23 protein-coding genes are annotated in these 25,754 nt (G+C 54.7%); 16 read left to right on the top strand and 7 right to left on the bottom strand.

The genetic code is table 11. The annotated features are described in order from the left end of the window. Positions 1–22 precede the first annotated feature (22 nt). Positions 23–1,516, bottom strand: a complete 1,494-nt coding sequence (gene glpK / locus ERD84_RS12605) for a glycerol kinase GlpK (protein WP_130039941.1) — start codon at positions 1,514–1,516, stop codon at positions 23–25. 62 nt (positions 1,517–1,578) lie between these two features. Beyond that, positions 1,579–2,346, bottom strand: coding sequence for a DeoR/GlpR family DNA-binding transcription regulator (locus ERD84_RS12600; protein ID WP_130039940.1), 768 nt, complete (start codon positions 2,344–2,346; stop codon positions 1,579–1,581). 136 nt (positions 2,347–2,482) lie between these two features. On the opposite strand from ERD84_RS12600, the gene ERD84_RS12595 reads away from it, so the two are divergent. The 7 genes from ERD84_RS12595 (at position 2,483) to ERD84_RS12565 (ending at position 10,098) form a co-directional block, all read left to right on the top strand. Continuing rightward, the gene (locus tag ERD84_RS12595) at positions 2,483–3,565 is read left to right on the top strand and encodes an ABC transporter ATP-binding protein (RefSeq protein WP_130039939.1); all 1,083 of its coding nucleotides are present in this window, start codon (positions 2,483–2,485) and stop codon (positions 3,563–3,565) included. A gap of 1 nt (position 3,566) precedes the next feature. Further along, positions 3,567–4,643 carry an ABC transporter ATP-binding protein gene (locus ERD84_RS12590; protein ID WP_130039938.1) on the top strand — a complete coding sequence of 359 codons (1,077 nt, stop codon included), beginning with the start codon at positions 3,567–3,569 and terminating at the stop codon, positions 4,641–4,643. Beyond that, complete coding sequence (locus ERD84_RS12585) at positions 4,640–5,533, top strand: carbohydrate ABC transporter permease (protein WP_130039937.1); 894 nt, start codon at positions 4,640–4,642, stop codon at positions 5,531–5,533. The genes ERD84_RS12590 and ERD84_RS12585 overlap by 4 nt, the downstream gene beginning before the upstream one ends. After that, a complete protein-coding gene (locus tag ERD84_RS12580) occupies positions 5,526–6,341 on the top strand; it encodes a carbohydrate ABC transporter permease (RefSeq protein WP_130039936.1) in 816 nt (271 codons plus the stop codon). Before ERD84_RS12585 ends, ERD84_RS12580 begins: the two co-directional genes overlap by 8 nt. A gap of 30 nt (positions 6,342–6,371) precedes the next feature. Beyond that, positions 6,372–6,680 (top strand): DUF2160 domain-containing protein, encoded by a 309-nt coding sequence (locus ERD84_RS12575; RefSeq protein ID WP_130039935.1) that lies wholly within the window; start codon positions 6,372–6,374, stop codon positions 6,678–6,680. Positions 6,681–6,764: 84 nt separating this feature from the next. Next, a complete protein-coding gene (locus tag ERD84_RS12570; RefSeq protein ID WP_130039934.1) occupies positions 6,765–8,495 on the top strand; it encodes an ABC transporter substrate-binding protein in 1,731 nt (576 codons plus the stop codon). Positions 8,496–8,511: 16 nt separating this feature from the next. Next, positions 8,512–10,098: a glycerol-3-phosphate dehydrogenase/oxidase gene (locus tag ERD84_RS12565; protein ID WP_130039933.1), complete on the top strand. Its 1,587-nt coding sequence runs from the start codon at positions 8,512–8,514 to the stop codon at positions 10,096–10,098. A 12-nt stretch (positions 10,099–10,110) separates the two neighbouring features. Here the strand turns inward: ERD84_RS12565 and ERD84_RS12560 are convergent, their stop codons facing one another. Next, positions 10,111–10,638: a C40 family peptidase gene (locus tag ERD84_RS12560; RefSeq protein WP_130039932.1), complete on the bottom strand. Its 528-nt coding sequence runs from the start codon at positions 10,636–10,638 to the stop codon at positions 10,111–10,113. A gap of 115 nt (positions 10,639–10,753) precedes the next feature. Between ERD84_RS12560 and ERD84_RS12555 the strand changes: the two genes are divergently transcribed. Next, positions 10,754–12,085 carry a UDP-glucose dehydrogenase family protein gene (locus ERD84_RS12555; RefSeq protein ID WP_130039931.1) on the top strand — a complete coding sequence of 444 codons (1,332 nt, stop codon included), beginning with the start codon at positions 10,754–10,756 and terminating at the stop codon, positions 12,083–12,085. A 73-nt stretch (positions 12,086–12,158) separates the two neighbouring features. Here ERD84_RS12555 and ERD84_RS12550 read toward each other — a convergent pair whose 3' ends face one another. The 3 genes from ERD84_RS12550 to ERD84_RS12540 form a co-directional block, all read right to left on the bottom strand. Continuing rightward, positions 12,159–14,054, bottom strand: a complete 1,896-nt coding sequence (locus ERD84_RS12550; RefSeq protein WP_130039930.1) for a TRAP transporter large permease — start codon at positions 14,052–14,054, stop codon at positions 12,159–12,161. Further along, a complete protein-coding gene (locus ERD84_RS12545; protein WP_130039929.1) occupies positions 14,051–14,680 on the bottom strand; it encodes a TRAP transporter small permease subunit in 630 nt (209 codons plus the stop codon). Before ERD84_RS12545 ends, ERD84_RS12550 begins: the two co-directional genes overlap by 4 nt. 119 nt (positions 14,681–14,799) lie before the next feature. Next, positions 14,800–15,954 (bottom strand): TRAP transporter substrate-binding protein, encoded by a 1,155-nt coding sequence (locus ERD84_RS12540; RefSeq protein WP_130039928.1) that lies wholly within the window; start codon positions 15,952–15,954, stop codon positions 14,800–14,802. 458 nt (positions 15,955–16,412) lie between these two features. Between ERD84_RS12540 and ERD84_RS12535 the strand changes: the two genes are divergently transcribed. From ERD84_RS12535 to ERD84_RS12510, 6 genes are all read left to right on the top strand, one after another. Continuing rightward, positions 16,413–16,763 carry a two pore domain potassium channel family protein gene (locus tag ERD84_RS12535; RefSeq protein WP_130039927.1) on the top strand — a complete coding sequence of 117 codons (351 nt, stop codon included), beginning with the start codon at positions 16,413–16,415 and terminating at the stop codon, positions 16,761–16,763. A gap of 119 nt (positions 16,764–16,882) precedes the next feature. Continuing rightward, the gene (locus ERD84_RS12530; RefSeq protein ID WP_218948053.1) at positions 16,883–17,632 is read left to right on the top strand and encodes a DUF3348 domain-containing protein; all 750 of its coding nucleotides are present in this window, start codon (positions 16,883–16,885) and stop codon (positions 17,630–17,632) included. An 18-nt stretch (positions 17,633–17,650) separates the two neighbouring features. Next, entirely contained in the window at positions 17,651–19,624 is a 1,974-nt protein-coding gene (locus ERD84_RS12525; RefSeq protein ID WP_130039926.1) for a DUF802 domain-containing protein, read from the top strand. Next, the gene (locus ERD84_RS12520; protein WP_130039925.1) at positions 19,621–20,298 is read left to right on the top strand and encodes an OmpA family protein; all 678 of its coding nucleotides are present in this window, start codon (positions 19,621–19,623) and stop codon (positions 20,296–20,298) included. The genes ERD84_RS12525 and ERD84_RS12520 overlap by 4 nt, the downstream gene beginning before the upstream one ends. Continuing rightward, the gene (locus ERD84_RS12515) at positions 20,291–20,944 is read left to right on the top strand and encodes a DUF2894 domain-containing protein (protein WP_130039924.1); all 654 of its coding nucleotides are present in this window, start codon (positions 20,291–20,293) and stop codon (positions 20,942–20,944) included. Before ERD84_RS12520 ends, ERD84_RS12515 begins: the two co-directional genes overlap by 8 nt. Positions 20,945–21,413: 469 nt before the next feature. Next, positions 21,414–22,379 carry an ABC transporter substrate-binding protein gene (locus tag ERD84_RS12510; protein ID WP_130039923.1) on the top strand — a complete coding sequence of 322 codons (966 nt, stop codon included), beginning with the start codon at positions 21,414–21,416 and terminating at the stop codon, positions 22,377–22,379. Here ERD84_RS12510 and ERD84_RS15980 read toward each other — a convergent pair. Next, on the bottom strand, positions 22,372–22,524 hold the full coding sequence (locus ERD84_RS15980) for a hypothetical protein (protein ID WP_167667408.1): 153 nt from the start codon (positions 22,522–22,524) through the stop codon (positions 22,372–22,374). The two genes, ERD84_RS12510 and ERD84_RS15980, sit on opposite strands and share 8 nt — an antisense overlap. A gap of 60 nt (positions 22,525–22,584) precedes the next feature. Here ERD84_RS15980 and ERD84_RS12505 point away from each other — a divergent pair, with 60 nt between their 5' ends. Both ERD84_RS12505 and ERD84_RS12500 read left to right on the top strand, forming a co-directional pair. Beyond that, positions 22,585–23,616 carry a quaternary amine ABC transporter ATP-binding protein gene (locus tag ERD84_RS12505; RefSeq protein ID WP_130039922.1) on the top strand — a complete coding sequence of 344 codons (1,032 nt, stop codon included), beginning with the start codon at positions 22,585–22,587 and terminating at the stop codon, positions 23,614–23,616. After that, positions 23,613–25,694, top strand: coding sequence for an ABC transporter permease (locus ERD84_RS12500; protein ID WP_130039921.1), 2,082 nt, complete (start codon positions 23,613–23,615; stop codon positions 25,692–25,694). The genes ERD84_RS12505 and ERD84_RS12500 overlap by 4 nt, the downstream gene beginning before the upstream one ends. Positions 25,695–25,754: the final 60 nt, after the last annotated feature.

The following is a 25,754-nucleotide window of genomic DNA, read 5'->3' as shown; positions in this document are numbered from 1 at the left end:
AAAAGTGCTGGTCAGGGAAGGCTTAGTCGGCGCAGGTCTGGCGAATAGCGTGTTCCCAACTGTCCATCAAGGCCTGAGCCTCGGCTTTGGGCATTTGAGGCGTAAAACGACGTTCCACTTTCCAGAGCGCTGATAATTCTTCGGTGTCGCGATAAACGCCGCTAGTCAGGCCAGCAAGGTAGGCGGCACCCAGTGCAGTGGTCTCTATCATGGTGGGCCGGAGCACTGGGATACCAAGCAAATCAGCCTGGAACTGCATCAGCAAATCATTGACGCAGGCGCCACCGTCAACACGTAGTTCGGCCAAGGGCGCTGAACCCGCGGCGACGGAGTCGCGGCTCATGGCCTGCAGTAACGCAGTGCTCTGATAGGCAATGCTTTCGAGGGCTGCCCGTGCGATATGCGCCATGGTGGTACCGCGTGTCAGCCCTGTGATTGTGCCGCGGGCGTCGGGTTTCCAATAGGGAGCACCCAGGCCGGTGAATGCCGGTACCAACATGACCCCGCCCGAATCGGGCACGCTTTGCGCCAGGGTTTCGATTTCCCGGCTTTTCTCGAAAGCGTGCAGACCATCGCGCATCCATTGCACTACAGCACCCGCCACGAACACGCTGCCTTCTATGGCATACAGGGCTTGCTGGCCGGTTTGCGCAGCACTGGTGGTCACCAAGCCATTCTGTGAGGTCTGGAAGGTCGAACCCGTGTGCATCAGCATGAAGCAACCTGTGCCGTATGTATTTTTGGCCATGCCTTCGGTAAAGCATGCCTGCCCGAACAAAGCGCTTTGCTGATCACCCGCTACCCCGCATATGGGAATAGCGTGGCCAAGCAGTTCGGCTGCAACGGTACCAAATTCGGAACCCGAGGGCTGCACCTTAGGCATGAGGGCGGGCGGGATATCCAGCATTTGCAGCAGCTCGGGATCCCATTCATTGTTGTGCACATTGAACAGCATGGTGCGAGAGGCATTGCTGACGTCGCTGACGTGTTTGCCACCTTGGGTCAGTTGCCACATCAGCCAGCTGTCTACTGTGCCAAAGGCCAGCTCGCCTTTGGCGGCCTGGCTGCGTGCGTCGGGTACGTGGTCCAGTATCCATTTGAGCTTGGTGCCTGAAAAATAGGCGTCTACGCGCAAGCCGGTTTTGTTGAGAATGACCTGGTCCAGGCCTTGTTCGCGCAGCACGACGCAGGTAGGCTCGGCGCGCCGATCTTGCCAGACAATGGCGTTATATAGAGGAACGCCGGTTTTCTTATTCCATACGACGGTGGTTTCACGCTGGTTGGTAATACCGATAGCATGTATGTCGCTGGCTTCCAGGCCGGCCTTGGCAATGGCTTCCCGAGCTGTACTCAACTGGGTTTGCCAGATTTCCATGGGGTCGTGCTCGACCCAGCCTGGCTCGGGATAGATTTGCGTGATTTCCTTTTGCGCCAGCGCCACGATATTTCCTTGTTGATCGAAAACAATACTGCGCGTGCTGGAAGTGCCTTGGTCGAGTGCAAGTAGATAAATCATGATGGCTCTGGATATATGGCTGATCTGGAGTGTACGGGTAACGCCGCTGGCCTACAAGATGGCTAGGCCGCAGCGATATCGCATTGCACCTGGGCGTGGGCCAGCAGATCAGGGAAGGGCTCGGGTGGAGGCGCGTCAGTAAACAGGCGGTCTATCTGCACGAGCTCGGCTACTTTCACCATGGCAGGGCGATTGAACTTGCTGGCATCGGTGGCCAGCCATACTTCACGCGCGTGCGAAATAATGGCTTGAGAAACTTTCACTTCGCGGTAGTCATAATCTCGTAATGATCCGTCTGCTTCAATGCCTGAAATGCCGATTAGTGCGATGTCTACCTTGAATTGCCGGATGAAGTCGACTGTAGCCTCACCCACAATGCCGTAGTCGCGAGGCCGCACGACACCGCCCGTTACGATGACTTCGCAATTCTGATTGCGGCTGAGTATGGACGCAACATTGATGTTGTTGGTGATGACTCGCAGTCCGGTGTGGTGAAGCAGCGCTTTGGCGATGGCTTCTGTGGTAGTGCCTATGTTGATCAGCAGTGAACAGTCGTTGGGCACTGCGCGGGCAACAGCCTGGGCAATGCGGCGCTTGCCTTCAGCATGCAGGCTTTCGCGTTGACGATACCCAATGTTTTCTATGGTGGAGTTGGGTAAGCGCACGCCTCCATGAAAACGGGTAAGCAGCCCAGCTTCAGACAAGCGTTTCAGGTCTCGCCTGACGGTTTGAACCGTGACGCCCAAATGGAGGGCAAGCTTGTCTACGGTGCTGCTGCTGTGCTCGTGTACATGTTGCAGCAATTTGAGCTGGCGGAGGTTCGGATTCATTCTTCTTGTTCGTCATGGCGACGAAATAACTGTACAACGAAACCAAAAGAACAGAAGCTAGGGTTTTCATCAAGGGAAATATGATAGAAAACGAACAATAATGAGCAGAATAGAACAATAAATGTGAGACAAGTTCATGCAGTTGACACTAGACGGCATCAGCAAGAAGGTGGGTAGCGAGACGTGGCTATATGAAATGAGCCTTAGTCCGCAGCCAGGTGCGGTCACGGTCCTGCTGGGGGCAACCAGGTCCGGCAAAACCAGTCTGATGCGTGTCATGGCCGGGCTGGATGCGCCCACCACTGGCAAGGTTATGGTCGATGGCCGCGATGTAACGGGTCAGCCAGTGCGCAAGCGCAATGTCGCCATGGTGTACCAGCAGTTCATTAATTACCCGTCCCTGACTGTGCGGCAGAATATAGCCTCTCCTTTGAAGCTGCGTGGCGAAAAGAATGTCGACGAAAACGTCCACGCGCTCGCTGTAAAACTGCACATCGATATGTTTCTCAACCGTCTGCCTGCTGAGCTCTCCGGCGGACAGCAACAGCGGGTTGCACTGGCGCGGGCGCTGGCAAAGAATGCACCTTTGATGCTGCTTGATGAACCCTTGGTCAACCTTGATTACAAGCTGCGCGAAGAACTGCGCGAAGAGCTGGGGCAAGTGTTTCGCAGCAGTGATTCGACGGTCATCTATGCCACAACGGAACCGGCTGAAGCCTTGTTGTTGGGAGGCTATACGGCAGTCCTGGATCAGGGGCGTCTGCTGCAGTACGGTCCCGCCACCGAGGTCTTTCATTTGCCCAAATCGCTGAGCGTCGCCCGGGCTTATAGCGATCCACCCATGAATTTTGTGACGGCCACGCCAGCCCCAGGCGGCGTTCAACTGCCTGATGCCGCGCTGTTGTCCTTGACCTGGCCGACCGGAGCGGTGGCTGCACAGCAAACAGTGACGGTGGGCCTGCGTGCCAGCTCCTTGCGATTGCAAGCCCAAGAGGGCGACCATGTTCTGCGCGGTAAGGTGCTGCTGGCCGAGATTTCAGGTTCAGACACTTATGTACACGTCAGCAGCGATATAGGCGAAGTCGTGGCCCAGGCACCTGGTGTTCATCATTTCAATATCGGCGATGCCCTGACCTTATATTTTTCGCCAGCCGCTGCGTTCCTGTTCAATCATGATGGCGATCTGGTGATGGCGCCCAGATTGGCGAAGGGAGCTTGATATGGCGCGTATCGATCTCGACCTGTCGCACTCTTATCTTGCTCATCCGAAAAACGATGAAGATTACGCCTTGCTACCCTTGAAGATGTCATTTGAGGATGGCGGAGCTTATGCCTTGCTGGGCCCTTCGGGATGTGGCAAAACGACGATGCTCAACATTATTTCGGGTTTGTTGACACCGTCTCAGGGTACTGTCCACTTCGATGGTGTTGACCAGACACAAGCGTCTCCGCAGACTCGTAATATCGCTCAGGTATTTCAGTTTCCCGTGGTATACGACACCATGACGGTAGGCCAGAATTTGGGGTTTCCCCTGCGCAATCGCAAGATGCCTGAAGCGCGGATCAAGGCGCGGGTGGGTCAAATTGCTGAAATGCTCGAGATGAGCCATCAGCTTGATCTGCGCGCAGCAGGTTTGTCGGCCGACGCCAAACAAAAGATTTCGCTGGGGCGTGGCTTGGTGCGGGATGATGTGTCGGCGGTGCTGTTCGACGAGCCTCTTACAGTCATCGACCCGCATCTTAAATGGCAATTGCGGCGTAAACTCAAGCAGATTCATCAAGAGCTGAAACTGACGCTTATCTACGTTACACACGACCAGGTTGAGGCCCTGACCTTTGCCGAGCAGATCATGGTAATGTCGCGCGGCCGAGTGGTGCAAATAGGTACACCGCAAGCATTGTTTGAGCGTCCGGCCCATACCTTCGTAGGACACTTCATAGGCTCACCAGGCATGAACTTTCTGCCGATGAGCGTTGATAATGAGGGCGTCACATTGGCCGGACAGAGCGTGATCATCCCTTCCGGCATGCCGGTGGAGCAGGGTGAACTCACGTTAGGAGTCAGGCCTGAGTACACGCGTCTGGCGCCCTTGGGCGAACCTGGCGTTGTAAGCGCCATCGTCGAAAATGTGCAGGACGTAGGTACGCATCAACTGCTGACCGCCCAGGTCGGCTCACGGTTGATACGGGCCCGCTTGGGTGTAGAGCACACCCAGCCCGAGGTTGGATCGGTTGTCGGACTGGCTGTGCTGGTGCCGCAGTCCTGCCTATACAGGAACGAGGAGCTCATCGCATGAGTCAAGACACGAAACCCGTCAATCAGAAAGCCTGGTGGCTGATCCTGCCGGTATGTCTGTGTGTTGCTTTCTCCGCGGTCATTCCTCTGATGACGGTGGTCAACTACTCTGTACAAGATGTGTTTTCACCCACCCGTTCAGTATTTGTGGGTACAGAGTGGTTCAGCATGGTCATGCGCGACGAGGAGCTCCATGCGGCTTTATTACGCCAATTGATTTTTTCTTTGTCGGTGCTGGCCATAGAGATCCCGCTGGGTATTTTGCTGGCATTGTCCATGCCAGCCTCCGGGTGGAAGGCCTCGGCGGTGTTGGTACTGGTGGCTTTATCCTTGCTGATCCCCTGGAATGTGGTGGGAACGATCTGGCAGATTTTCGGGCGCACTGACATAGGGCTGATGGGGCGCATGCTGACCATATTGGGCATAGATTACAGTTATGCCAGTAATCCCACTCAAGCCTGGCTGACCGTATTGCTGATGGACGTATGGCACTGGACGCCGTTGGTGGCCCTGCTTGCCTATGCTGGTCTACGTTCCATCCCCGAGGCTTATTACCAGGCCGCCAGCATTGATGGTGCCAGCAAGTTTGCGGTATTTCGCTACATACAGCTGCCCAAGATGCGCGGTGTACTCATGATTGCAGTGCTCTTGCGTTTCATGGACAGCTTCATGATTTACACCGAACCTTTTGTCCTGACAGGTGGTGGCCCCGGCGATGCCACTACCTTTCTGAGTCAGTACCTTACCCAGAAGGCTGTTGGTCAGTTCGATCTTGGGCCTGCAGCGGCTTTTTCACTGATCTATTTCCTGATCATCCTTATGTTCTGCTTCATTTTGTACAACTGGATGCTTAGGGTAGGCACGCAAAGCAAAGAGGCTGGTCATGAGTAACAAGAAGCCCTTCAGAAAGCGCACGATTTTCCTGCTTCTGTATCTGCTGTTTGCGATGTTGCCCATTTACTGGATGGTCAACATGAGCTTCAAGACCAACTCCGGTATTTTGTCCAACTTCTCTTTGCTGCCGCAGCACTTTACGCTGGACAACTACATCACTATCTTCACCGACCCGTCATGGTATAGCGGCTATATCAACAGCCTGATCTATGTGGCACTGAATACGGTCATTTCATTGTCGGTCGCTTTGCCTGCCGCCTACGCGTTTTCGCGCTATCGCTTCTTGGGAGACAAGCACGTTTTCTTCTGGCTGCTCACTAACCGCATGACACCGCCGGCAGTATTCCTGCTTCCTTTCTTTCAGCTTTATTCCACACTTGGCCTGATGGATACATACTGGGCCGTTGCCTTGGCGCACCTGGTGTTCAACGTACCTCTGGCAGTCTGGATACTGGAAGGCTTCATGAGCGGTATACCTCGCGAGGTCGATGAAACTGCATATATTGATGGCTACAGCTTCCCCCGTTTCTTCCTGACGATATTTCTGCCACTTATCAAGTCGGGTGTGGGTGTGGCGGCCTTTTTCTGCTTTATGTTCAGTTGGGTCGAGCTATTGCTTGCACGCACCCTGACCAGCGTGAACGCCAAACCTATTGTGGCGACCATGACCCGCACGGTTTCCGCCTCAGGCATGGATTGGGCGACGCTGGCGGCGGCGGGCACGCTAACCATCATTCCGGGCGCGATCGTCATCTGGTTCGTTCGCCATTACATTGCTAAAGGCTTTGCGATGGGCCGAGTCTAGGTCACGCCAAGGCTGTTCAAGGAGACTGTTATGTTTGGCTGGATGATGTGGACCTTGCCAACTGCCATATTTTTCATATGCATCGCCCTTATGCTGGTGGGTATGACCGTTTGGGAACTCAAGAGTCCCACTACGCTGCGCAAAGGTCTGCTGCCCATGGCAACTACCCGGGGCGACCGCTTGTTCATAGGTTTGTTGATTGCCGCATATATCAACCTGGGCTTTTTGGGCTTGGCCGAAACCATGGCAGGCTGGTTCAGCCTGGAGCAGGCGCCTAGTGTGTGGATCAGTTTTGTAGTGTCGATGTTGGTGCTTGCGTTTATCTTGCGCAAGGGCTGAAAGGGTATTGCCGCGCAAGCCGATCATCCCCCGGAGCGCGTGGCGGAATAAAAAAATGGGGACCGAGTTACCTAGGAGACAGCAATGTTATTTCGTCGTACCGCATTGGGGTTAGCCATCGCATGCCTGCTATCAGGCCAGGCTTTTGCCGGAGAGGCCGAGGCCGAGAAATGGGTAGATACCGAGTTCCAACCCTCTACGCTGAGCAAAGACCAGCAGATGGCCGAAATGAAGTGGTTCATCGAGGCCGCCAACAAACTGAAAGAGCAGGGCGTCAACGAAATATCGGTGGTGTCCGAAACAATTACCACCCATGAATACGAGGCCAAGACGCTAGCCAAGGCGTTTGCAGAAATCACCGGCATCACCGTCCACCATGACCTGATCCAGGAAGGTGACGTGGTCGAGAAGCTGCAAACATCCATGCAGTCTGGCCGGTCCATCTACGATGGCTGGGTGTCCGACTCGGACCTCATCGGTACGCATTACCGTTACGGCAATATGCTGTCGCTGACCGACTACATGAATGGGGACGGCAAGCAGTGGACCAATCCCGGCCTGGATATCAAGGATTTTATTGGTACATCGTTCACCACGGCTCCTGATGGCAAGTTGTATCAACTGCCCGACCAGCAGTTTGCCAACTTGTACTGGTTCCGTGCCGACCTGTTCAACCGGCAAGACCTGAAAGACAAGTTCAAGGCCAAGTATGGCTATGAACTTGGGGTGCCGGTCAATTGGACGGCCTACGAAGACATCGCCAATTTCTTCACCAATGATGTCAAGACCATAGATGGCAAGCCTATATACGGGCACATGGATTATGGGAAGAAAGATCCATCACTGGGATGGCGGTTTACCGACGCATGGCTATCCATGGCTGGTACTGCCGACAAGGGTACCCCCAATGGCATGCCGGTAGATGAATGGGGTATACGCGTTGCCGACGACAAATGCACGCCGGTGGGTGCCTCGGTATCGCGCGGTGGCGCCACCAACTCGCCCGCGGCCGTCTACGCATTGACCAAATACATAGACTGGATGAAAAAATATGCGCCCAAGGAAGCGCAAGGCATGACATTCAGCGAATCGGGCCCGGTGCCGGCCCAGGGCCATATTGCTCAGCAGATATTCTGGTACACCGCCTTCACGGCGGACATGACCAAGAAGGGCTTGCCTGTCGTGAACGAGGACGGTACGCCTAAATGGCGCATGGCGCCGGCTCCGCATGGCCCGTACTGGAAAGACGGCATGCAAAATGGCTATCAGGATGTGGGCTCATGGAGCTTCTTCAAAGATCATGATCCCAAGAAAGTGGCGGCTGCCTGGTTGTATGCGCAGTTCGTGACGTCCAAAACCACATCGCTCAAAAAATCGATAGTGGGGCTGACCTTTATTCGCGATAGCGATATTCATAGCGAATATTTCACCAAGAACGCAGACAAATATGGCGGTCTGATCGAGTTTTACCGTAGCCCTGCGCGTGTGGCCTGGACCCCAACCGGTACCAACGTGCCCGATTATCCCAAGCTTGCACAGCTGTGGTGGAAAAACGTGGCAACCGCCATTACCGCCGAGAAAACGCCTCAGCAAGCCATGGATAACCTGGCCGAGGAAATGGATGCCATCATGGCCAGGCTGGAACGCGCCGGCATGAGCCATTGCGCGCCCAAACTCAACAAGAAAAGCGATCCATCCAAATGGCTCAGCGACACGCAAGCCCCCTGGAAAAAGCTGGACAACGAGAGCCCCAAAGGTGAAACCGTTGCCTACGAGGCCTTGTTGAGTGCATGGAAAGAGGGCAAGGTACGGTAAAATCAAGCCTTTTTTCATGACTACACAAGCTTCTCCCCAAGAGTCCGGGCGCCCGCAGTTGTTGCAGGCGCTGGCCGGACTGGGCCAGGTCGATCTGGCCATCATCGGCGGCGGTGCAACCGGTCTGGGCGTTGCGCTGGACGCCGCCCAGCGCGGTTTGTCTGTGGTCTTGCTCGAATCGCATGACTTCGCCAAGGGTACTTCGTCACGGGCGACCAAGCTGGTGCACGGGGGGGTTCGGTATCTCGCCCAGGGCAATATTGCCCTGGTGCGTGAAGCCCTGCATGAGCGTGCCACTTTGCTGCATAACGCGCCTCATCTGGCCAGGCCGCTGCCTTTTGTGGTGCCAGGTTATAAATGTTGGGAGGTACCGTTTTACGGTGTAGGGCTCAAGGCCTATGATGCCCTGGCTGGCAAGGCGGGCCTGGGCTCAACCGAGTTTCTGAGTTCCCGCCAAACACTTCAATGCATGCCTGGCGTCAAGCAACAGGGCTTGAAGGGGGGCGTCAAGTATTGGGATGGTCAGTTCGATGACGCACGGCTGGCCTTGGCGCTGGCGCGTACTGCGGCTGCGCAAGGGGCGCTGATCATCAATTATTGTCCTGTTACCGAACTGATCCACGAGCAGGGCAAGGTCGTGGGCCTGAGGTGCACCGATAATGAGTCCGGCCAGGCCTATACTGTCAATGCGCGCTGCGTAGTGAATGCTACTGGCGTCTGGGTCGATCATATCCGCCAGAAAGATGGCGATGCCGGCGAGCGTCCGGTGCAACCCATGGTAGCACCCAGCCAGGGGGTGCATTTGGTTGTCGACAGTGATTTTTTCCCTGGCGACCACGCTTTGCTGGTCCCCAAAACCCAAGATGGGCGGGTGCTGTTTGCTGTGCCATGGCTGGGCAAAGTCATATTGGGTACCACCGATACACCACGCCATGATTTATCGCGCGAACCAGATGCCTTTGTCGAGGAAGTCAATTTTATTCTGGGTGAGGCAGGCCGCTATCTGAAGCGGGCGCCTACACGTGCCGATGTCAAAAGCATATGGGTAGGCTTGCGTCCCCTGGTGCGTCCGCCCGACAACGAAGGCAATAACACCAAGAAAATCAGTCGTGAGCACACCGTGCTGGTCAGCCCCAGCGGGCTCGTCACGGTCACGGGCGGTAAATGGACCACTTACCGTGCCATGGCTGAAGATACCCTGCAAAAATGCATGGACAGCGCCTTGCTGCAACATCTGCCACCTTCACGCACAGCTGATCTGCCTTTGGTCGGTGCAAGCGCCGGCCGCAAGTCCATGACTCAGGCTCCAGGCTTATTGTCGTATGGGGCCGAAGCCTCTGTCGTTCAAAGCCTGCCGGGTGCCGAGACCGAGTTGGCGCCGGGCTTGAGTGTAGCCATGGTGCGGTTTGCTGCGCGTTACGAATATGCCCGTACCGTGGAAGACGTATTGGCCAGGCGCACTCGCTTGCTGTTCCTGGACGCAAAGCTGGCTGAACAACTTGCTGCTGCCGTGGCGGCAATCCTGCAGGAAGAAACCGGTGTGGATCCCCAACTGAACGACTTTCTGACCATAGCAGCTCATTATCAATATGTGCCGGTCTGACCTTGTACTACATCATGAGCTGAATAGGGTTCCGGCCGACTCGTAATGCTTGTCGTAGTAGGGGTTACTCAAAGAGTCGATACGAACCCGGCCGCCCGACGAAGGGGCGTTGATGAAACGTCCCCCGCCGAGATAGATTCCCATATGGGAAAACGACCGGTTCAGCGTATTGAAGAACACCAGGTCACCCGCCTGCAATTGCGCTTTGCTGATAGGCCGGCTTAGCCGGGCAATGGCAGCAGTATTATGCGGCAGTACCTGACTGGCCGCGTGCTTGAAGACATAGGCCACCAGACCGCTGCAATCGAACCCTGTTGCCGGTTTGCTTCCGCCATAGCGATAGCGGGTTTCCATCAAGCCCATTGCGGTCAGCACGACGTCGCCGCGCTGGGCCGGATCGACTGCAATGGTGGAGGCGGGTGCCGCAGAGGGGCCCAAAGAATGCGAGCCAGGTCCAGCACAGGCGGCAAGAAGCAACAAGCCCGGCAGCGAAAACAACAGACGGTTTATTCGATTGGACAGCAAGGCAAGATGCGTCATGGCAGCGTTTCCATGGGCGGCTTCAAAGCCAGTACTGTATATTGTGTCATATATAATTCAAGAAATTGCGGTATGTTCCTTGATTAATACAGAAAATCACAAATACTGAGGGTTCATGAAAGTTACGGTTTTCGGCATTGGGTATGTGGGGCTGACGCAAGCTGCCGTACTGGCCGAAGTGGGTCACGATGTGATGTGCGTCGATGTTGATGAGGCAAAAGTTGAACGACTCAAGCAAGGCCAAATACCTATTTTCGAACCCGGGCTTGGCCGGCTGGTGCAAGATAACCACGCAGCGGGGCGCCTGAACTTTACGGTTGATGCCGCTCTGGGTGTACATCACGGTGACGTGCAGTTCATAGCAGTTGGTACGCCGCCCGATGAAGACGGTTCCGCCGACTTGAAGCAAGTGCTTACGGTGGCCCGGACTATCGCCCAGCACATGGAACAGCATCGCATTGTCATCGATAAGTCGACGGTGCCTGTGGGCACAGCAGACAAGGTATCCCTGTGTCTGGCCGACGTCCTGGCCCAGCGAGGGCGTACCGACCTGACGTTTGATGTGGTGTCCAATCCTGAGTTTCTGAAAGAGGGGGCTGCTGTGGCTGATTGCATGCGCCCCGACCGCATTATTATTGGCACAGACAGTCACCACGCCGAAAACATCATGCGCGAACTGTACGCGCCTTTCAATCGTAATCACGAAAAAATCATCGTGATGGACGTGCACAGCGCCGAGCTGACCAAATACGCTGCCAACTGCATGCTGGCCACCAAAATCAGCTTTATGAATGAAATGGCCAATTTGGCCGAGAGGCTGGGCGCCAATATTGAAATGGTGCGCCAGGGCATAGGTTCCGATCCTCGCATCGGCTACGATTTCATCTATGCGGGTGTCGGGTATGGTGGGTCATGCTTTCCAAAAGATGTTCAAGCCCTGATACGCACGGCCGATGGTATTTCCTTTGATGCCAAAATCCTGAAGGCGGTCGAGGCGCGTAACAATGAGCAGAAAAAGGTGTTGTTTCAAAAGCTGCATCAGCACTATCAAGGCAAGCTGCAAGACAAAACCTTTGCGCTCTGGGGGCTAAGCTTCAAGCCCAATACCGATGACATGCGCGATGCGCCTAGTCGTGTGCTGATGGAAGCCCTCTGGGAGGCTGGCGCGAAGGTGCAGGCCTATGACCCGGAAGCCATGAATGAGGCGCGACGCCTGTATGGTGATCGCACTGACACGCTGGCCTTGTGTGACAACAAAGAGGCTGCCCTGAAGAACGCCGACGCACTGATCATCGTGACTGACTGGCAAGCCTTCAAGGCGCCGGATTTTGATTGCATCAAATCGCTGCTTGCCCAAGCCGTAGTATTCGATGGTCGTAATCTGTTTGAGCCCGCCAGAATGAAAGCGCGCGGCTTTACCTATTACTCTATCGGCCGTCAAACATAAAAAAAACGGCTCATTTCTGAGCCGTTGGCAAGGCCGGGCGATGAACCGGCCTTTTTCATTTCTGTACTGTTGGTCAGTACAGCACTTCCGGTAGCCATAAGCCGATACCGGGGAACATATACAGCAGCACGATGGCGATGATCTGTATGCCCATGAACGGCAGCATGCCTGCAAAAATCTGGTTCAGCGTCACGTGTGGTGGTGATACGCCCTTCAGATAGAAGGCCGACATGGCCACAGGCGGCGACAGGAATGCCGTTTGCAGGTTCAGGGCTACCAGCAGACCAAAGAACAGCGGGTCGATCTGATAGTGCGCCAGCAGTGGCAGGAAGATAGGCATGAAAATCACGATGATTTCAGTCCATTCCAACGGCCAACCCAGCAGGAAGATGACGATTTGCGCCAGAATCATGAACTCTACGGGAGTCAGGTTCATGCCCAGCACCCAGTCGTTGATGATTGCTTGTCCACCCAATAGTGCAAAGGCTGCCGAGAAGATGCTGGATCCGACGAAGAGCCAACATACCATGGCGCTGGTCTTGGCGGCCAGATACACCGACTCTTTCAGCATGGGTAGATTGAGTCGCCGATAGGCCAGCGCCAATAGCAAGCCACCGAATGAGCCCATGGCTGCTGCTTCTGATGGTGTAGCAAAGCCAAACACAATACTGCCCAGCACCGCCAGAATCATGAGCGCCAGCGGGAAGAACGAGCTGAGCAGCATCTTGAAGATTTCAAGGCGGGCAAATGTGAAGATGGCGTAGAAGATCAGCAGAAGAACCGTGCCGACTGCCAGGGTGATCCAGAACGACATTGGGGCGTCCGGTGCGGCGATCGTTTTGGTTCCGGCTTCATCAGTTGCGGGTTCCGTTCCTGCATCGGCACCCAGCGCCTGGGCGCCCAGAGGTTCAGACAATGAGGCTGATCCTGGGGGTTCAGCCAAGCCTCCCGAAAACTCACTGGAATTATCTTGTGAGAAAGAGCCCATTTCCACCAGCCCACTGTCCAGGACGGGGTCGGGCGTGGTCACAATGGAGTAAGTCAGTGCCATGGCGGATGCAAAAACCAGGGCAGGCAACAGGGCAATGAACAGCTGCTTGAGCAAAGTGCCCATAGGCACGCTGGCATTGCGCTTGCCTTTGATGGCACCGAGAAGGCCAGGTACAGCACGGTTGCTGATGGTGCTCTTGATACTTTGAGCAAACTCGGGCAGTGTGACGCGACGTTCTTCTTCAGACAGCGGCGGAGCCGACTTGGGGCTGATCTTGGCGACGATCATGATGTACAAGACATACAGCAACGCCAGCATGAGGCCAGGAAAGAAGGCGCCGGCATACAGCTTGACGACCGATACCCCAGCCACAGCACCGTATACGATCAGCAGCACTGAAGGCGGGATCATAATGCCCAGGCAGCCACCTGCGGTAATGGCGCCAGCCGTCAGACGTATGCTGTAACCAGCCTTCATCATGGCGGGCATGGCCAGCAAGCCCATCAATGTAACCACTGCGCCAACAATACCGGTTGCCGTGGCAAAGACTGCGCAGGTAATGACAGTAGCGATAGCCAGCGACCCAGGCATGCGGGCCATGGCCAGGTGCATGCTTTTGAACAGCCTCTCGACCAGATTGGCACGTTCAACCAGATAGCCCATGAAAATGAACAGAGGCACCGCGATTAGTACGTCGTTGGTCATGACGGCGTAGGTGCGCAGCACCATCAGGTCCAGCGTTTGCTCGATGGCGATCTGTGGGCCCATGCCCCGATAGGCCAGGTAGGTGAACATTACCCCCATGCCCATGAGGGTAAAGGCGGTGGGAAAGCCTAGCATGATGGTGGCCACGATCAGGCCCAGCATGAGCAGGCCCAGGTGGCCGTTGGTAATGTCTGCCGGCGCAGGCATTAGCACAAACAGAGCTACGACGACGGCCAATAATATAGAGAGGCCAAACCATATCTCTTTTCTCATGGTTGCTTCCCTTTCTCTTGCTCGACCGCGATGCCGTCGAGTGTATTGATTTCTTCAGTATCTACGTGCACTAGTTCTCTGAGTTTTTCCACATTAACTTCTTCGACGTCTTCCTCTCGTTTGGTCCAGTAGCCTTGTTTCAGGCACTTGACACAATAGACCACCTCAACAAAACCCTGGAACAACAAAGCGATTCCTGCCAGGGGAATAATGGCTTTGAAAGGATAAATTGGGGGGCCGTCGGCGGTGATGGTGGAGTGTTCATTGATCATCCAGGACTCGGCAGCGTAGGTGTAGCCAGCCCAAACAAGAGCAATGACGCCAGGAAAGAAAAATAGAATATATAAGGTCAGGTCTAATCCGGCCTGCAGGCGGGGTGGGAAAAAACCGTAAAGCACATCGCCGCGTACGTGTCCGTTCTTGGATAAGGTATAGGCGCCTGCCATCATGAATAAGCCGCCATACATCATGTTCATGGCATCAAAAGACCATGCGTGCGGGTTGCCCAATGCGTAGCGTGAAAAAACTTCGTAGGTGACGAACAGTGTCAATGCCAGGACGAGCCAGCCGAACAGCTGACCGATCCAGGTATTGAACCGGTCTATGGTCAATAAAAATTTTTGCATGGTGAACCTGCTGGGGAGGAAACAGCAGGGACGGATCTGGTACCTGAGACGCCCCTGCGTAGCCGATTAAAAACACCACCCATGTTGCCTAAGGGTGGTATTGTTGGGAGCGTATCGGCTTAGCCCTTGTTTTGGGCCGCTTTGCGGTAGTGGTTGTAAGCCATGCGCCGATTATTGTTGGTGTCCATGTCCCAAGCGACTGCTCGTTTGGCGAAGGCTCGTTGCGATTCTTCGATTTTCTTGAACATGGCGTTGGTTTTGGCTTTTTCGTCGATGATCTTGTCCCAGACCACAAGCTGTTCTTGCAAGATGGCATCGGGTGTCTTGTAGAACTTGACGCCGTCTTCTTGCAGCTTGATGTAGTCTTGCGAATAGCGGTCTACCGCTTTCCATGACATGTCGGCCGAGGCGGCTTCGACTGCGTTGGCAATAATGGCCTTCATTTTGTCGGGCAAGGCGTTGTACTTGTCTTTATTGAAGGTGATTTCAAAGGTTTCCGACGATTGGTGGAAGCTTTGCAGCATGCACACTTTGGACACATCGGGGAAACCCAGCAGACGGTCGGACGAAGCGTTGTTGAACTCGGCGCCGTCAAGCAGGCCGCGATCGAGCGCTGGTACGATTTCACCGCCGGGCAGGGCGTTAACCGCTGCGCCCATGGCTGTAAACAAGTCAATGGCCAGGCCGTTTGTACGGAACTTCAGGCCTTTGAGATCTTCTGTCTTGGTGATGGGGTTTTTGAACCAGCCGAATGCCTGGGTGGGCATAGGGCCACTCAGGAAGGTGACAACGTTGCCGCCGATTTCAGCGTAGAGCTCGTCGAGCAGCTCTTTGCCGCCACCGTATTTGTGCCAGGCCAGGACCATGTTGGCGTCCATGCCGTAGGCGGGACCCGACGAATACAGTGCCAGGGCGTTTTGCTTGCCGTAGTTGTAGCCCAGCACCCCATGGCCGCCGTCTAGCGTACCTTTGGACACCGCGTCGAGCAGTGCGAAGGCGGGAACTACAGCTCCGGCTGGCAAGACCTCAATCTTGAGCTCGCCGCCCGTCATGTCGTTGACTTTTTGGGCGAAGTCAAGGGCGTACTCGTGAAAGATGTCGACGGTTGGCCAAGTGCTTTGGAACCTGAGGTTGGTGGGTGCCTGTGCGCTGACAATCGATGGAAAACCCATGCCTACTGCGGCAGCAGTACCGGCTGCTGCGCCACCCAGGAACTGGCGGCGCGATGACTTGGACTGGATGGACTTGGCGTCCACTTTTGCACTACTTTTCATTTGTGTCTCCTGGCTTTTATGCGATGACGTTTTGTTGATTGCAACTGAATACAAACTCCCAACTGCCGGTGCTTTTATAGGCTATACAAATACTCACGTCAACAAGTTGTAAGGTTCCGGAATTTGCGCCGGGAGCTTTGTATTAAATGGTTTCGTTTTCTTTAAAACTGAGTATCTATGCGGGTTTCCATAACCATCGATACTAATCTATTTTAGGTTTAAAATAAATTTTGGTGTGCTTTGAGCAGGGTTATCACGTAGTAATCTCTGTCTGTTTTTTGTGTGTTCGAGAGGCCTGCACACCGTATTTTGCTTTGGTTCTGAAACCGGTTTACTTCGTTTTGGGGTATCGACCCCATTGATCAAACAGACCACTGGTACCCTTTTTGTGTGAACTGGGCTAGGATTCGGCCACATAAAGTATGTCTGCTTGTTCGTTCAACAGGAGGGGGTGGGCAATGTACGAATCAAAAGATAAGCCTTTATTGAATTCGCGGGATTTCACGTACCGGATTTTGTCGCATGTAGGCTTGGCATTGCTTGTCGTAGGATTCACGCTATCCATAGGTGTGCTCGGACACCTGTTGCTGGAGCCGGTCGAGTGGCACGATGCCGTCCTGAACACCGCGTTGATTCTTTCGGGGATTGGCCCGTATATTGTGCCCGCCAGCGTTATGGGAAAGCTCTTTTTTTCTTTGTATAGCATTCTGGTAGGCTTGGTTTTCGTTGCCACGCTGGGTCTCGTGCTGGCACCGCTTGCCCATCGCATCATCCATAAGTTTCACCTTGACGAGAGCGACGAGGATTAAGCATGCGGTCTGGTCAACTCCTTGAGCAGCGGCAGGCCAGCTTAGCATCAGGTATGCTGATGGCAGCGGTGTAGTCTCCAGCGCCAGCGTGTAAACTCCCAGGTTTTTGTCTTTATGCCATGGTGCAAGAATCTGCTCGACGCACAAGTTTCAGCGGGCCGGCGCTCGTACGCCTGCTGTCGCGCCTGAATAATGCCGATATAGCCGAGCCTGTCTCGTCTCTTTCCGATCGCTTGAGTCAATGGCTGGGCTGGTCTGATGCGATTGCATTGGGGGCTGCGTTGAGTAACCCTGCGTCGGCAACCCCTCAGGCGACAGCCGAGCTGGACGAAGATCAGGAATATGCCCGTGTTTGCAAAGCGCTGAGTGATGCCATAGCCGCTGTCAACATCCCCGCACCTGCAAGACATCGTGGCAGGCAGTCATCTGTTGCTCAGCAGGGCCAGGCCGTCCCAATGGACGCCATTGAGTTTTCGACTTACCGTCAGCGCTATATTTCATTGCAGCAAATCATGGAGACACGCTGCACCGAATTGCGAACGCGTTTGCGCGCCGTGCTGGCTGGCAGATCGCCTGATATGGCTCGTCTTGCCGCTGTGGATGCTGTTATGGAGCAGGCCATGAATGAACGCGAGTTTTCCATGCTGGCCCGTGTTCCGGTTTTGCTTGAAGCGCACTTCAAGCGCTTGAAACAAGCTGCACTGGAGGCACTTGCCAATGAGGATGAGCTCAAGCATGTCCCGTCGGGCGGCGCTCACGCCTGGCTAAATGTGTTTCACGAGGATATGCAAAGCGTATTATTCGCTGAATTGGATATTCGTTTGCAACCCGCTCAAGGGCTGTTGGCGGCCTTAGCTCGCCGGCCTTAGTCGTCAACCTACACTCCTATGAATCGATTTCTTCAATTTCTTATTTTTCTTGCCGGGCTTGTCGCCGCCTGCTGGATTGGCTCGCACTACATTGCTTCAAACCGCTTGGCACTGGCTATTACCGCCCTTATCGCTGTGGTTTATCTGGTCGGTGCACTGGAGTTGTATCGCTACCAGCAGGCCACGACAACCCTGTCGCGGGCGCTTGCGGGCCTTTCCGGGTCGCCGGACAGCCTGGATGAATGGCTGCGCGCTGTGCACCCAAATCTCAGGGTACAGGTAGGCCAGCGCATTCAAGGAGAGCGTGCGGGTTTGCCACGTCCGGTGCTTACTCCTTACCTGGTCGGCTTGTTGGTATTGCTGGGGATGTTGGGGACTTTCCTCGGCATGGTGGCCACCTTGCGTGGGACTGGCCTGGCTTTGGAAAGCTCAACCGACCTGGCCGCCATTCGGGCATCACTGGCGGCGCCCGTCCAGGGCTTGGGTTTTGCCTTTGGTACCTCGGTCGCAGGCGTAGCTACGTCGGCGATGTTGGGCTTATTGTCTGCCTTGTGCACGCGCGACCGGATCTTGGCTGCGCAAACCCTGGACGCCAATATAACGAGCGCTTTGCGCGTGCACTCGCCGGCTCATCAGCGAGAAGAAGGTTTCAGGTTATTGCAGCAACAGACGCTGGGCATGACGGCGGTGGCCGACAAGCTGCAGGCCATGATGACTGCTATGGAGCGACATAACCAGAGTTTGAATGAACGATTGGAGGCACGCCAGGAACAATTCCAGGAAAAAACAGATGCCGCATACCAGCACCTTGCCGCTACGGTGGGACAATCTCTGAAAGACAGTGTGGCCGAAGGTGTGCGCAGCGCCGGGACGGCGATCCAGCCGCTGGTGGAAACAACCATGGCTGGCCTGATGCGCGATACCACCACCTTGCACGACACACTTACGCAAGCTGTGCAGCGGCAGCTTGATGGCGTGGCAGGGGTTTTTGAGCAACGCTCGGCCAGTATGCTGGAAGGTGTCTCGGCTCGTCTGGAGGGCACAGCAGACAGTTTGTCCGCGGCATGGAGTCAGTCGCTTTCCACACAGCGGGAAACCAGCGAAAAGTTGGCCGAGGACAGCCAGCTTGCCTTAACGGCTGCTGTATCGGCACTGGAGCGGCATGCTGTTTCGCTTGTCAATACGGTGGGGCAGTCGCATCAGACTCTACTAACAGATTTGGCCAGTCAGGATCAGAAACGATTGTCGGCCTGGTCAACCAGTCTGGCTGAAACGGCTGAAGCCTTGCGCCAGTCGTGGCAGCAAGCGGGAGTGCAGGCTAAGGAACAACAGCTGGAAATTTGTGCAGCGTTGACGCAAACAGCGAACGAAATTTCCACGCAAACCAAAGTCCATGCCCGTGAGACCATTGCCGAAATGGCGAAGCTGGCACAGTCGGCTGGTGAAGCGCCCATGGCCGCAGCAAGTCTGGTTGCCGAGGTGCGCCAGGCCTTCACCGACAGCATGGCTCGAGACAATACTTTGCTGGATGAACGCAATCGCCTGTTGGAAACTTCGGCAAGCCTGCAGACCGCAATGCAGCATGCTTCGTCTGAGCAGCGGGAGGCTATTGACGCCTTGCTCGTCAAATCCGCAGATGTGTTAGGGCGCGTGGGCACCCAATTTACGGCCCAGGCCCGTGCTGAATCAGAAAAACTTTCCGATGCTGCCGGCCAAATTACCGGCAGTGCTGTCGAGATTGCCAGTTTGGGCGAGGCCTTTGGTGCTGCCGTACATCTTTTTGGTGAGTCAAATGCTGCGTTGATTGAACATTTGCAGCGTATAGAGACCGTCCTGGATAAATCGATTGCTCGTAGCGACGAGCAGCTTGCCTACTACGTAGCCCAGGCAAAAGAAGTGATCGACTTGAGCGTCATGTCGCAAAAGCAAATTATCGAGGAGCTACAGCATGCAGTCGGGAAGCGGCCCTCTTCTGATTCGGTATCTGCATGAACGACGATCTGGACACGGGCATTGAACCCAGCGCGCCTATATGGGCAGTCTTTGGAGATTTAATGTCCGTGCTGCTCGGTGCGTTTGTTCTGGTTTTGGTGGGCGCCATTGGTCTGCAGCTGGAATTGTCAGCCAAACTGGAAGAAGAGGTGCAGCACCGGCAGGAGGAGACTGAGCGCCGTATCAGCTTGGAGCAAGCGCTGGCCACGCAATTGGCCGAAGGCAGCGTGACGTTGATTGACGGGCGCATAGGCATCAGCGGCAGCGTGCTGTTCGCATTGAATTCCGCGCAGCTGCAGGCGGAAGGCCAGGAAGTGCTTCAGTCCCTGGTCGAACCGCTAACGGATTACCTGCGCTCGCATAACCAGATTTTAATGGTGAGCGGCTTTACGGATGATCAGCAAGTGCTCGAGGGAAATCGTAAGTTTGATGATAACTGGGATCTTTCGGCTCAACGCGCCCTGACGGTTACACGAGCCCTGATTTCCGCAGGCATTCCATCTTCATCAGTGTTTGCGGCTGCATTTGGCGCTGAACAGCCAGTTGCCTCCAATGAAGATGAAGCAGGGCGAGCCAAGAACCGGCGGGTGGAAATTTCACCAGTGCCCAGCATGACTGCTGCTGCGGCATCGGCGGCAACGACTGTGTCAGAGGTAAGAGCGGCTGATGAATAAGGAAAGCAGCGAGTCCATTGATAGGCAGCTGGAGGACTGGCGTAAGCGCGGTCACGATCAGCTGGCTCCCTTGCGCTTTCACTTTATCGAGGCCTTGTCCAGGCGGGCAAGCCATCAGAATGGCGCAGCACGGCGCTGGCTCAATGAGCGTCTGTCCACGCAATTGCAAGCCTATCAGGATGAGGTCGTTGAGCCGGCGCAACAGACGGAGCAGCAACGGAGCGAAACCCAGACCGACCCTGTCACCGCAGGGCCTCTGGCTGAACTCCTGGCTTATACGGCTAGCCTGACGCCAGAAAGCCATTCAGCAAGTCCAGTGTCCAGCAAAATAGTGCAGCATGGCTCATTGAGTCTTGATTCCGCACTTATTGATTATTTCAGAGAGGCCTGGGCCAGGGTCAGCGCGAATGGACTGCTGCGGCAATCAAGGGCACAGGTCCCCGATAACGCAGGCCCACTCAACTCCAGCAGCTTGGCACACCGTGCGCTAATCGTGATGCGTGAGCAGTCGCCGGGTTACCTGCATCACTTTCTATCGTACATAGATGCCTTGTCGTGGATGGAACAGTTGAACGACGAGAGGAAAAGAGCCAGTGCCAAGCCAGCCGTTGCGGGGAAACGTAAAGTCGCCAAGCGGCAGGCTTGAGAGGCTCGTCAAACACCCGGAAGAGCAGGCGATATCGGTGTTTGCATTAGGCAAATGGGCCTGTCTATTTCTAAAATGACGTCTTTCGGGTACAATAGCCTACTTCATGTCAGTAAACGGTTTAAATAAAAACCGGTCAAACGCAGCGTACGCGGCAAAAATTGTTGTTTTCAAAATCATCTACGTACCCGCAAGTGTCACGCAGTTTAAAAACGTCTTGAGCGTTTGGTAAGTGTGTCGCGGGTAGCGCTGGAAAGTGCAGTTCTACTCGATGTGTCTGAAATAACTCCAGCATTCTGAACCCCGCGGTTTGGCTGCACGGGTATTTGCCTTGTGTATCACTATTGCGCGCGTATTATGTCGCGCCCCGGGCGAACGAACCTTTGCTGTCATGGGCACGGCTGTGTCGTTTATCAACACTTTGAAAGAGTGATTCTTGCTCATTCAAAATAACGGAGGGAACTTTCCATTGAAAACACTCAACCAACTCAGCGTCAGCATATTACTGGCCGCCAGTGTGATTGGCGCGCCTGCCTTTGCAGCTGTTCCTGAATCCAGCGACCCGATAAAAATAGTCGATAACAACTGGTCCAGTCAAAAAGTACTGGCTCGTGTCGCAGAGCAACTGCTTGAAAAAATCGGCTATGAAACTGAAATTGTGCCCTCGGACAGCCAAGGACAGTTTGCGGCAATGGGTCTGGGCGATCTCCATTTGCAAATGGAGATATGGGAAGGCACGATGAATGACAGCTTCATGAAGGAAGTCGAGGCAGGCCGTATGGTTGATCTGGGTAGCCATACCGCAACGACGCGTGAAGACTGGTGGTATCCCGAATACATGGAAGAAATCTGCCCGGGCTTGCCTGATTGGAAAGCGCTCAATGCTTGTGCGGAAAAATTCGCTGCCCCCGAGACTGCGCCTAAAGGACGCTATCTGGCGGGACCTGTTGACTGGATCAAGCACGACAAAGAAAAAATCGAAGCACTTGACCTCAACTTTACGGTTGTGAACGCTGGTTCTGCCGCCGCGCTGTTTGGCGAGCTTAAATCAGCCGCTGCACGCAAAGAGCCTATCGTACTGTTCAACTGGGCACCTAATTGGGTAGGTGCCGCATTCCCCGGTAAGTTCGTTGAATTTCCCGCTCACGAGAAAGCCTGCACCGAAGATCCAGAATGGGGCATTAACCCAGACAAAACCTACGACTGTGGCTCGCCCGCTGGTGGCTACCTGAAGAAAGGTGCTTGGTCTGGCTTCGAGGAAAAATGGTCCTGCGGCTATCAGTTGATCAAGAACATTGATTTTACTGGCCCCATGATAGATCAGGCTGCTGCGTTGGCCGACGTAGATGGTATGGAACATGATGCCGCCGCTGCTGCATGGATAGAAAAAAACCAGGAACAGGTCACTGCCTGGATGCCTGATTGCGCTAAATAGCATGCGTTTGTGCGCGGCCATGTTCATCTTGCCGCGCACGTTTTACGCGAGTGACCGCACTGCTGTGTGTGTCACTCGTCTGTTCACCATCCCACTTATCCGACACCGCATAGGTTTCTTCTGAACCTGCTCTAATCTGTTTCATACTGCTGATCCCGTCGGAGAGTGGCTGCGCTCGTGCGCCCTTTTATCTGACAGGTCTATTATGAGCAATTCAATAAAAATTTCATGTAAGAATCTGTGGCAGTTGTTTGGCAAAGGTGCTGCTGGTTTCCTGGATAAACATCAATTCAATCCAAGTGATGCGGATCTTGAGTCCGCAGGACTGATCGCAGCAATACGCGATGTCAGCTTTGATGTCCATGCCGGTGAGATACTGGTCATCATGGGTTTGAGTGGCTCGGGTAAGTCCACGCTGGTGCGTTGCATGACCAGGCTGGTTGAGCCAACCTCCGGACAAATAATGTTCGACGGTGTTGACCTTTTGCAAGCATCTTTCGCCAGCCTGACTGATATTCGTCGACGCAAGATGGGCATGGTGTTTCAGAATTTCGGGCTGCTGCCTCATCGTACCGTTCTGGATAACGTCGCATTTCCGCTGGAAATACAAAACGTAGCCAAAGAGACTCGTCTGGCCAAAGCTCGCGAGTTGGTGGCTACGGTAGGACTCGAAGGGCGTGAGCATCATTTTCCTCGCCAGTTGTCAGGCGGACAGCAGCAGCGTGTAGGCATTGCCCGTAGCCTGATTGGTGAATGCGATGTCTGGTTTCTCGACGAACCCTTCTCAGCGCTCGACCCACTGATCCGGCGTGAGATGCAGGATGAGTTCGTGAGCCTGCAATCACGGCTGAACAAGTCCATTGTGTTCGTGACACATGACTTCGATGAGGCGGTGCGCCTGGGTGATCGTATCGCCATCATGAAAGATGGCCGCTTGGCACAAATAGGTACGGCAGAAGAGTTGCTATTGAACCCGGCCAATGATTATGTGAAGAAATTTGTGCAGCATGCGCCTCGCGCCAAACTGATCACGACACGTCAAATCATGGTGCCTGCGCAGGCGGGTGCTGTCAGTCTTGCAGACGAAGGGAGTCATGTCATCAAGGCCACCGATGTGCTGGAAAAGATAGCGCAGCGCGTTATTGAGTCGGAACGTGCCTTGCCCGTTGTCGATGGTGCCGGCTTGTTGGTGGGGCAGGTAAGTCGCGAACACTTGGCGAGGGCACTATTCCAATGACACAGACAGCAAGTTTATCGAACGGTGCTTTGAGCCCGGTGCAGCCCAAGGGGGAACACTCCGCCGGAGTGGCTGCTTCGTCCAAAGCAGCAGCCAGACAGCCTGCAGACCCGCATGCCAAGACAACAATACATCGGTCTATGTACTGGATTGCAGCCTTGGTCGTCATTGCGTTGGGTCAGTTCATGGTGAGCCGGTATGACTGGGTCGCAAAATACCCGTCTGACTGGATCTTGCCCATTAAAGAGTGGATTGATGCGTTTTTTGAGTGGCTGGTATACGGAATACGCTTCTTTGAGGGTGCCTCGCTTGAATTTACCCCGCGCGACGTAACGCGAGGTGTTTCGGCACTGCTGAAATATCCTCTTGCCCTGACCGAGTCTCTTTTCTTTGATGGGTTTTCCAAAAGCATTCCTGCCTTGCCGTGGATTACTGTGGTAGGTTTTGCCACAATTTTGGGGCATTGGCTGGGCGGCTGGCGTACTGCATTGCTTGCGGCAGTTGCCTTTACGTATCTGGCATTGTTTGGAGTCTGGCAGGCATCCATGCAGACTTTTTCTCTTGTCCTGATCACTGTCCCCATGGTCTTCTTGCTGGGCCTGGTTGCAGGGATACTGATGAGCAAGAGCCCGCGCTTTAAAAGCCTGATAACGCCTTTGTTCGATGTGCTGCAGAGCATGCCTCCCTTTGCCTACCTGGTGCCTATCGTGGTGCTGTACGGTGTTGGCAATGTGCCGGCCATGATCGCTACGGCATTGTTTGCCGTTCCTCCTGTAGCCCGCTGCATCTCTCTGGGACTGAGTGGTGTCAACAAAGGAGTGATCGAGGCAGGGCAGATGATGGGCTGCACGCGCAGGCAGTTGCTGTGGCAGGTTCAAATACCGGCCGCACGTTCGGCATTGCTGGTGGGGTTGAACCAAGGGGTCATGCAAACGTTGGCCATGATTGTGCTGGCTGCGCTGATCGGAGCCGCCGGCCTGGGTAGCGAACTGCTGACGTCGCTGCAATCCTTGCGTCTGGGCCAGGCTCTGGAGCAGGGGATTGCGATTGTTGTCATTGCTGTCGTGCTTGATCGTTTAAGCCGCGCATATGCCTTGAAGGAGCCCGTGTACGTAGACCCCAGCCTAAGCTGGTGGCGGCGTCATCCGTATATGTCGCTGGCACTGGGGTTTTTGCTGCTGAGCATCTCGATGGCCAGCCTGTTGCCCGAACTGATGCTGCTGACCGATAAATACAGCATCACCACTGCGCCATACTGGAACGCTGGTATCGACTGGATCAATTTGCATTGGTATGAGCCGGTACAGGCATTTCGCAATTTTGCTCTGATGGAAATTCTGATACCCACCCGCAATTTCTTTCAGGCAATACCTTGGCCTACTTTCGTTCTCCTTGTCGTCTTGCTGGGCTGCAGACTGGGTGGCTGGAAGGTGGCCGTGATTGCTGGTTTGCTGGTGTGGTTTCCGGCTGCGACCGGTTTATGGCACGAGGCCATGACCACCTTGTATATGATAGGTACCGCGGCCATTGTGTGTATTAGCACAGGCTTCGTCATAGGCTTGCTTGCATCGCGTACCGCAGCATGGTCGCGTTTTGCCTCGGGCGTATGCGATTTCTTTCAAACCTTTCCTTCATTCATCTATCTGATTCCAGTAGTGATGCTGTTCAAGGTCAGTGACTTGTCTGCAATTATTGCGGTACTGCTGTTTGCCGTTGTGCCAATGATACGCTATACCATATTGGGGTTGCGTGGCGTGCCGGCACACATTATTGAAGCGGCCACTCAGCAAGGTACCACCCCGCGGCAGCGCTTGTTGAAAGTAGAGTTGCCAATAGCGTTACCTGAAATCATGCTTGGCGTGAACCAGGTTATTTTCATGGCCTTGTTCATGGTTGCGATTACTGCGCTGATTGGAACTCAGGATCTGGGCGCAGAGATCAATGCAGCACGTTCGGGCAATGAGATCGGCAAGGCGCTGGTTGCCGGCCTGTGTATTGCATTCATGGGTATTGCCGCAGATCGATTGATTGGTGCGTGGGTCAAACGCAAGAAGATTCAGCTGGGTTTGACGGCATAGGCCTTTCTGTTTGCCATGCAAGAAAGCAGGCCTTTCTTGCATGGCTTTATCGGGCTTGGC

Source organism: Pollutimonas harenae, assembly GCF_004153685.1.
GTDB lineage: Bacteria > Pseudomonadota > Gammaproteobacteria > Burkholderiales > Burkholderiaceae_B > Pusillimonas_C > Pusillimonas_C harenae.
Note: the sequence above shows the minus strand (reverse complement) of the source record. Positions and strands in the feature narration are given on the sequence as shown.

Excerpts from the sequence above, each read along its gene's own strand:
- glpK (WP_130039941.1), bottom strand. The coding sequence starts at position 1,516 with ATGATTTATCTACTTGCACTCGACCAAGGCACTTCCAGCACGCGCAGT.
- ERD84_RS12600 (WP_130039940.1), bottom strand. The coding sequence starts at position 2,346 with ATGAATCCGAACCTCCGCCAGCTCAAATTGCTGCAACATGTACACGAG.
- ERD84_RS12595 (WP_130039939.1), top strand. The coding sequence starts at position 2,483 with ATGCAGTTGACACTAGACGGCATCAGCAAGAAGGTGGGTAGCGAGACG.
- ERD84_RS12590 (WP_130039938.1), top strand. The coding sequence starts at position 3,567 with ATGGCGCGTATCGATCTCGACCTGTCGCACTCTTATCTTGCTCATCCG.
- ERD84_RS12585 (WP_130039937.1), top strand. The coding sequence starts at position 4,640 with ATGAGTCAAGACACGAAACCCGTCAATCAGAAAGCCTGGTGGCTGATC.
- ERD84_RS12580 (WP_130039936.1), top strand. The coding sequence starts at position 5,526 with ATGAGTAACAAGAAGCCCTTCAGAAAGCGCACGATTTTCCTGCTTCTG.
- ERD84_RS12575 (WP_130039935.1), top strand. The coding sequence starts at position 6,372 with ATGTTTGGCTGGATGATGTGGACCTTGCCAACTGCCATATTTTTCATA.
- ERD84_RS12570 (WP_130039934.1), top strand. The coding sequence starts at position 6,765 with ATGTTATTTCGTCGTACCGCATTGGGGTTAGCCATCGCATGCCTGCTA.
- ERD84_RS12565 (WP_130039933.1), top strand. The coding sequence starts at position 8,512 with ATGACTACACAAGCTTCTCCCCAAGAGTCCGGGCGCCCGCAGTTGTTG.
- ERD84_RS12560 (WP_130039932.1), bottom strand. The coding sequence starts at position 10,638 with ATGACGCATCTTGCCTTGCTGTCCAATCGAATAAACCGTCTGTTGTTT.
- ERD84_RS12555 (WP_130039931.1), top strand. The coding sequence starts at position 10,754 with ATGAAAGTTACGGTTTTCGGCATTGGGTATGTGGGGCTGACGCAAGCT.
- ERD84_RS12550 (WP_130039930.1), bottom strand. The coding sequence starts at position 14,054 with ATGAGAAAAGAGATATGGTTTGGCCTCTCTATATTATTGGCCGTCGTC.
- ERD84_RS12545 (WP_130039929.1), bottom strand. The coding sequence starts at position 14,680 with ATGCAAAAATTTTTATTGACCATAGACCGGTTCAATACCTGGATCGGT.
- ERD84_RS12540 (WP_130039928.1), bottom strand. The coding sequence starts at position 15,954 with ATGAAAAGTAGTGCAAAAGTGGACGCCAAGTCCATCCAGTCCAAGTCA.
- ERD84_RS12535 (WP_130039927.1), top strand. The coding sequence starts at position 16,413 with ATGTACGAATCAAAAGATAAGCCTTTATTGAATTCGCGGGATTTCACG.
- ERD84_RS12530 (WP_218948053.1), top strand. The coding sequence starts at position 16,883 with ATGGTGCAAGAATCTGCTCGACGCACAAGTTTCAGCGGGCCGGCGCTC.
- ERD84_RS12525 (WP_130039926.1), top strand. The coding sequence starts at position 17,651 with ATGAATCGATTTCTTCAATTTCTTATTTTTCTTGCCGGGCTTGTCGCC.
- ERD84_RS12520 (WP_130039925.1), top strand. The coding sequence starts at position 19,621 with ATGAACGACGATCTGGACACGGGCATTGAACCCAGCGCGCCTATATGG.
- ERD84_RS12515 (WP_130039924.1), top strand. The coding sequence starts at position 20,291 with ATGAATAAGGAAAGCAGCGAGTCCATTGATAGGCAGCTGGAGGACTGG.
- ERD84_RS15980 (WP_167667408.1), bottom strand. The coding sequence starts at position 22,524 with ATGAAACAGATTAGAGCAGGTTCAGAAGAAACCTATGCGGTGTCGGAT.
- ERD84_RS12505 (WP_130039922.1), top strand. The coding sequence starts at position 22,585 with ATGAGCAATTCAATAAAAATTTCATGTAAGAATCTGTGGCAGTTGTTT.
- ERD84_RS12500 (WP_130039921.1), top strand. The coding sequence starts at position 23,613 with ATGACACAGACAGCAAGTTTATCGAACGGTGCTTTGAGCCCGGTGCAG.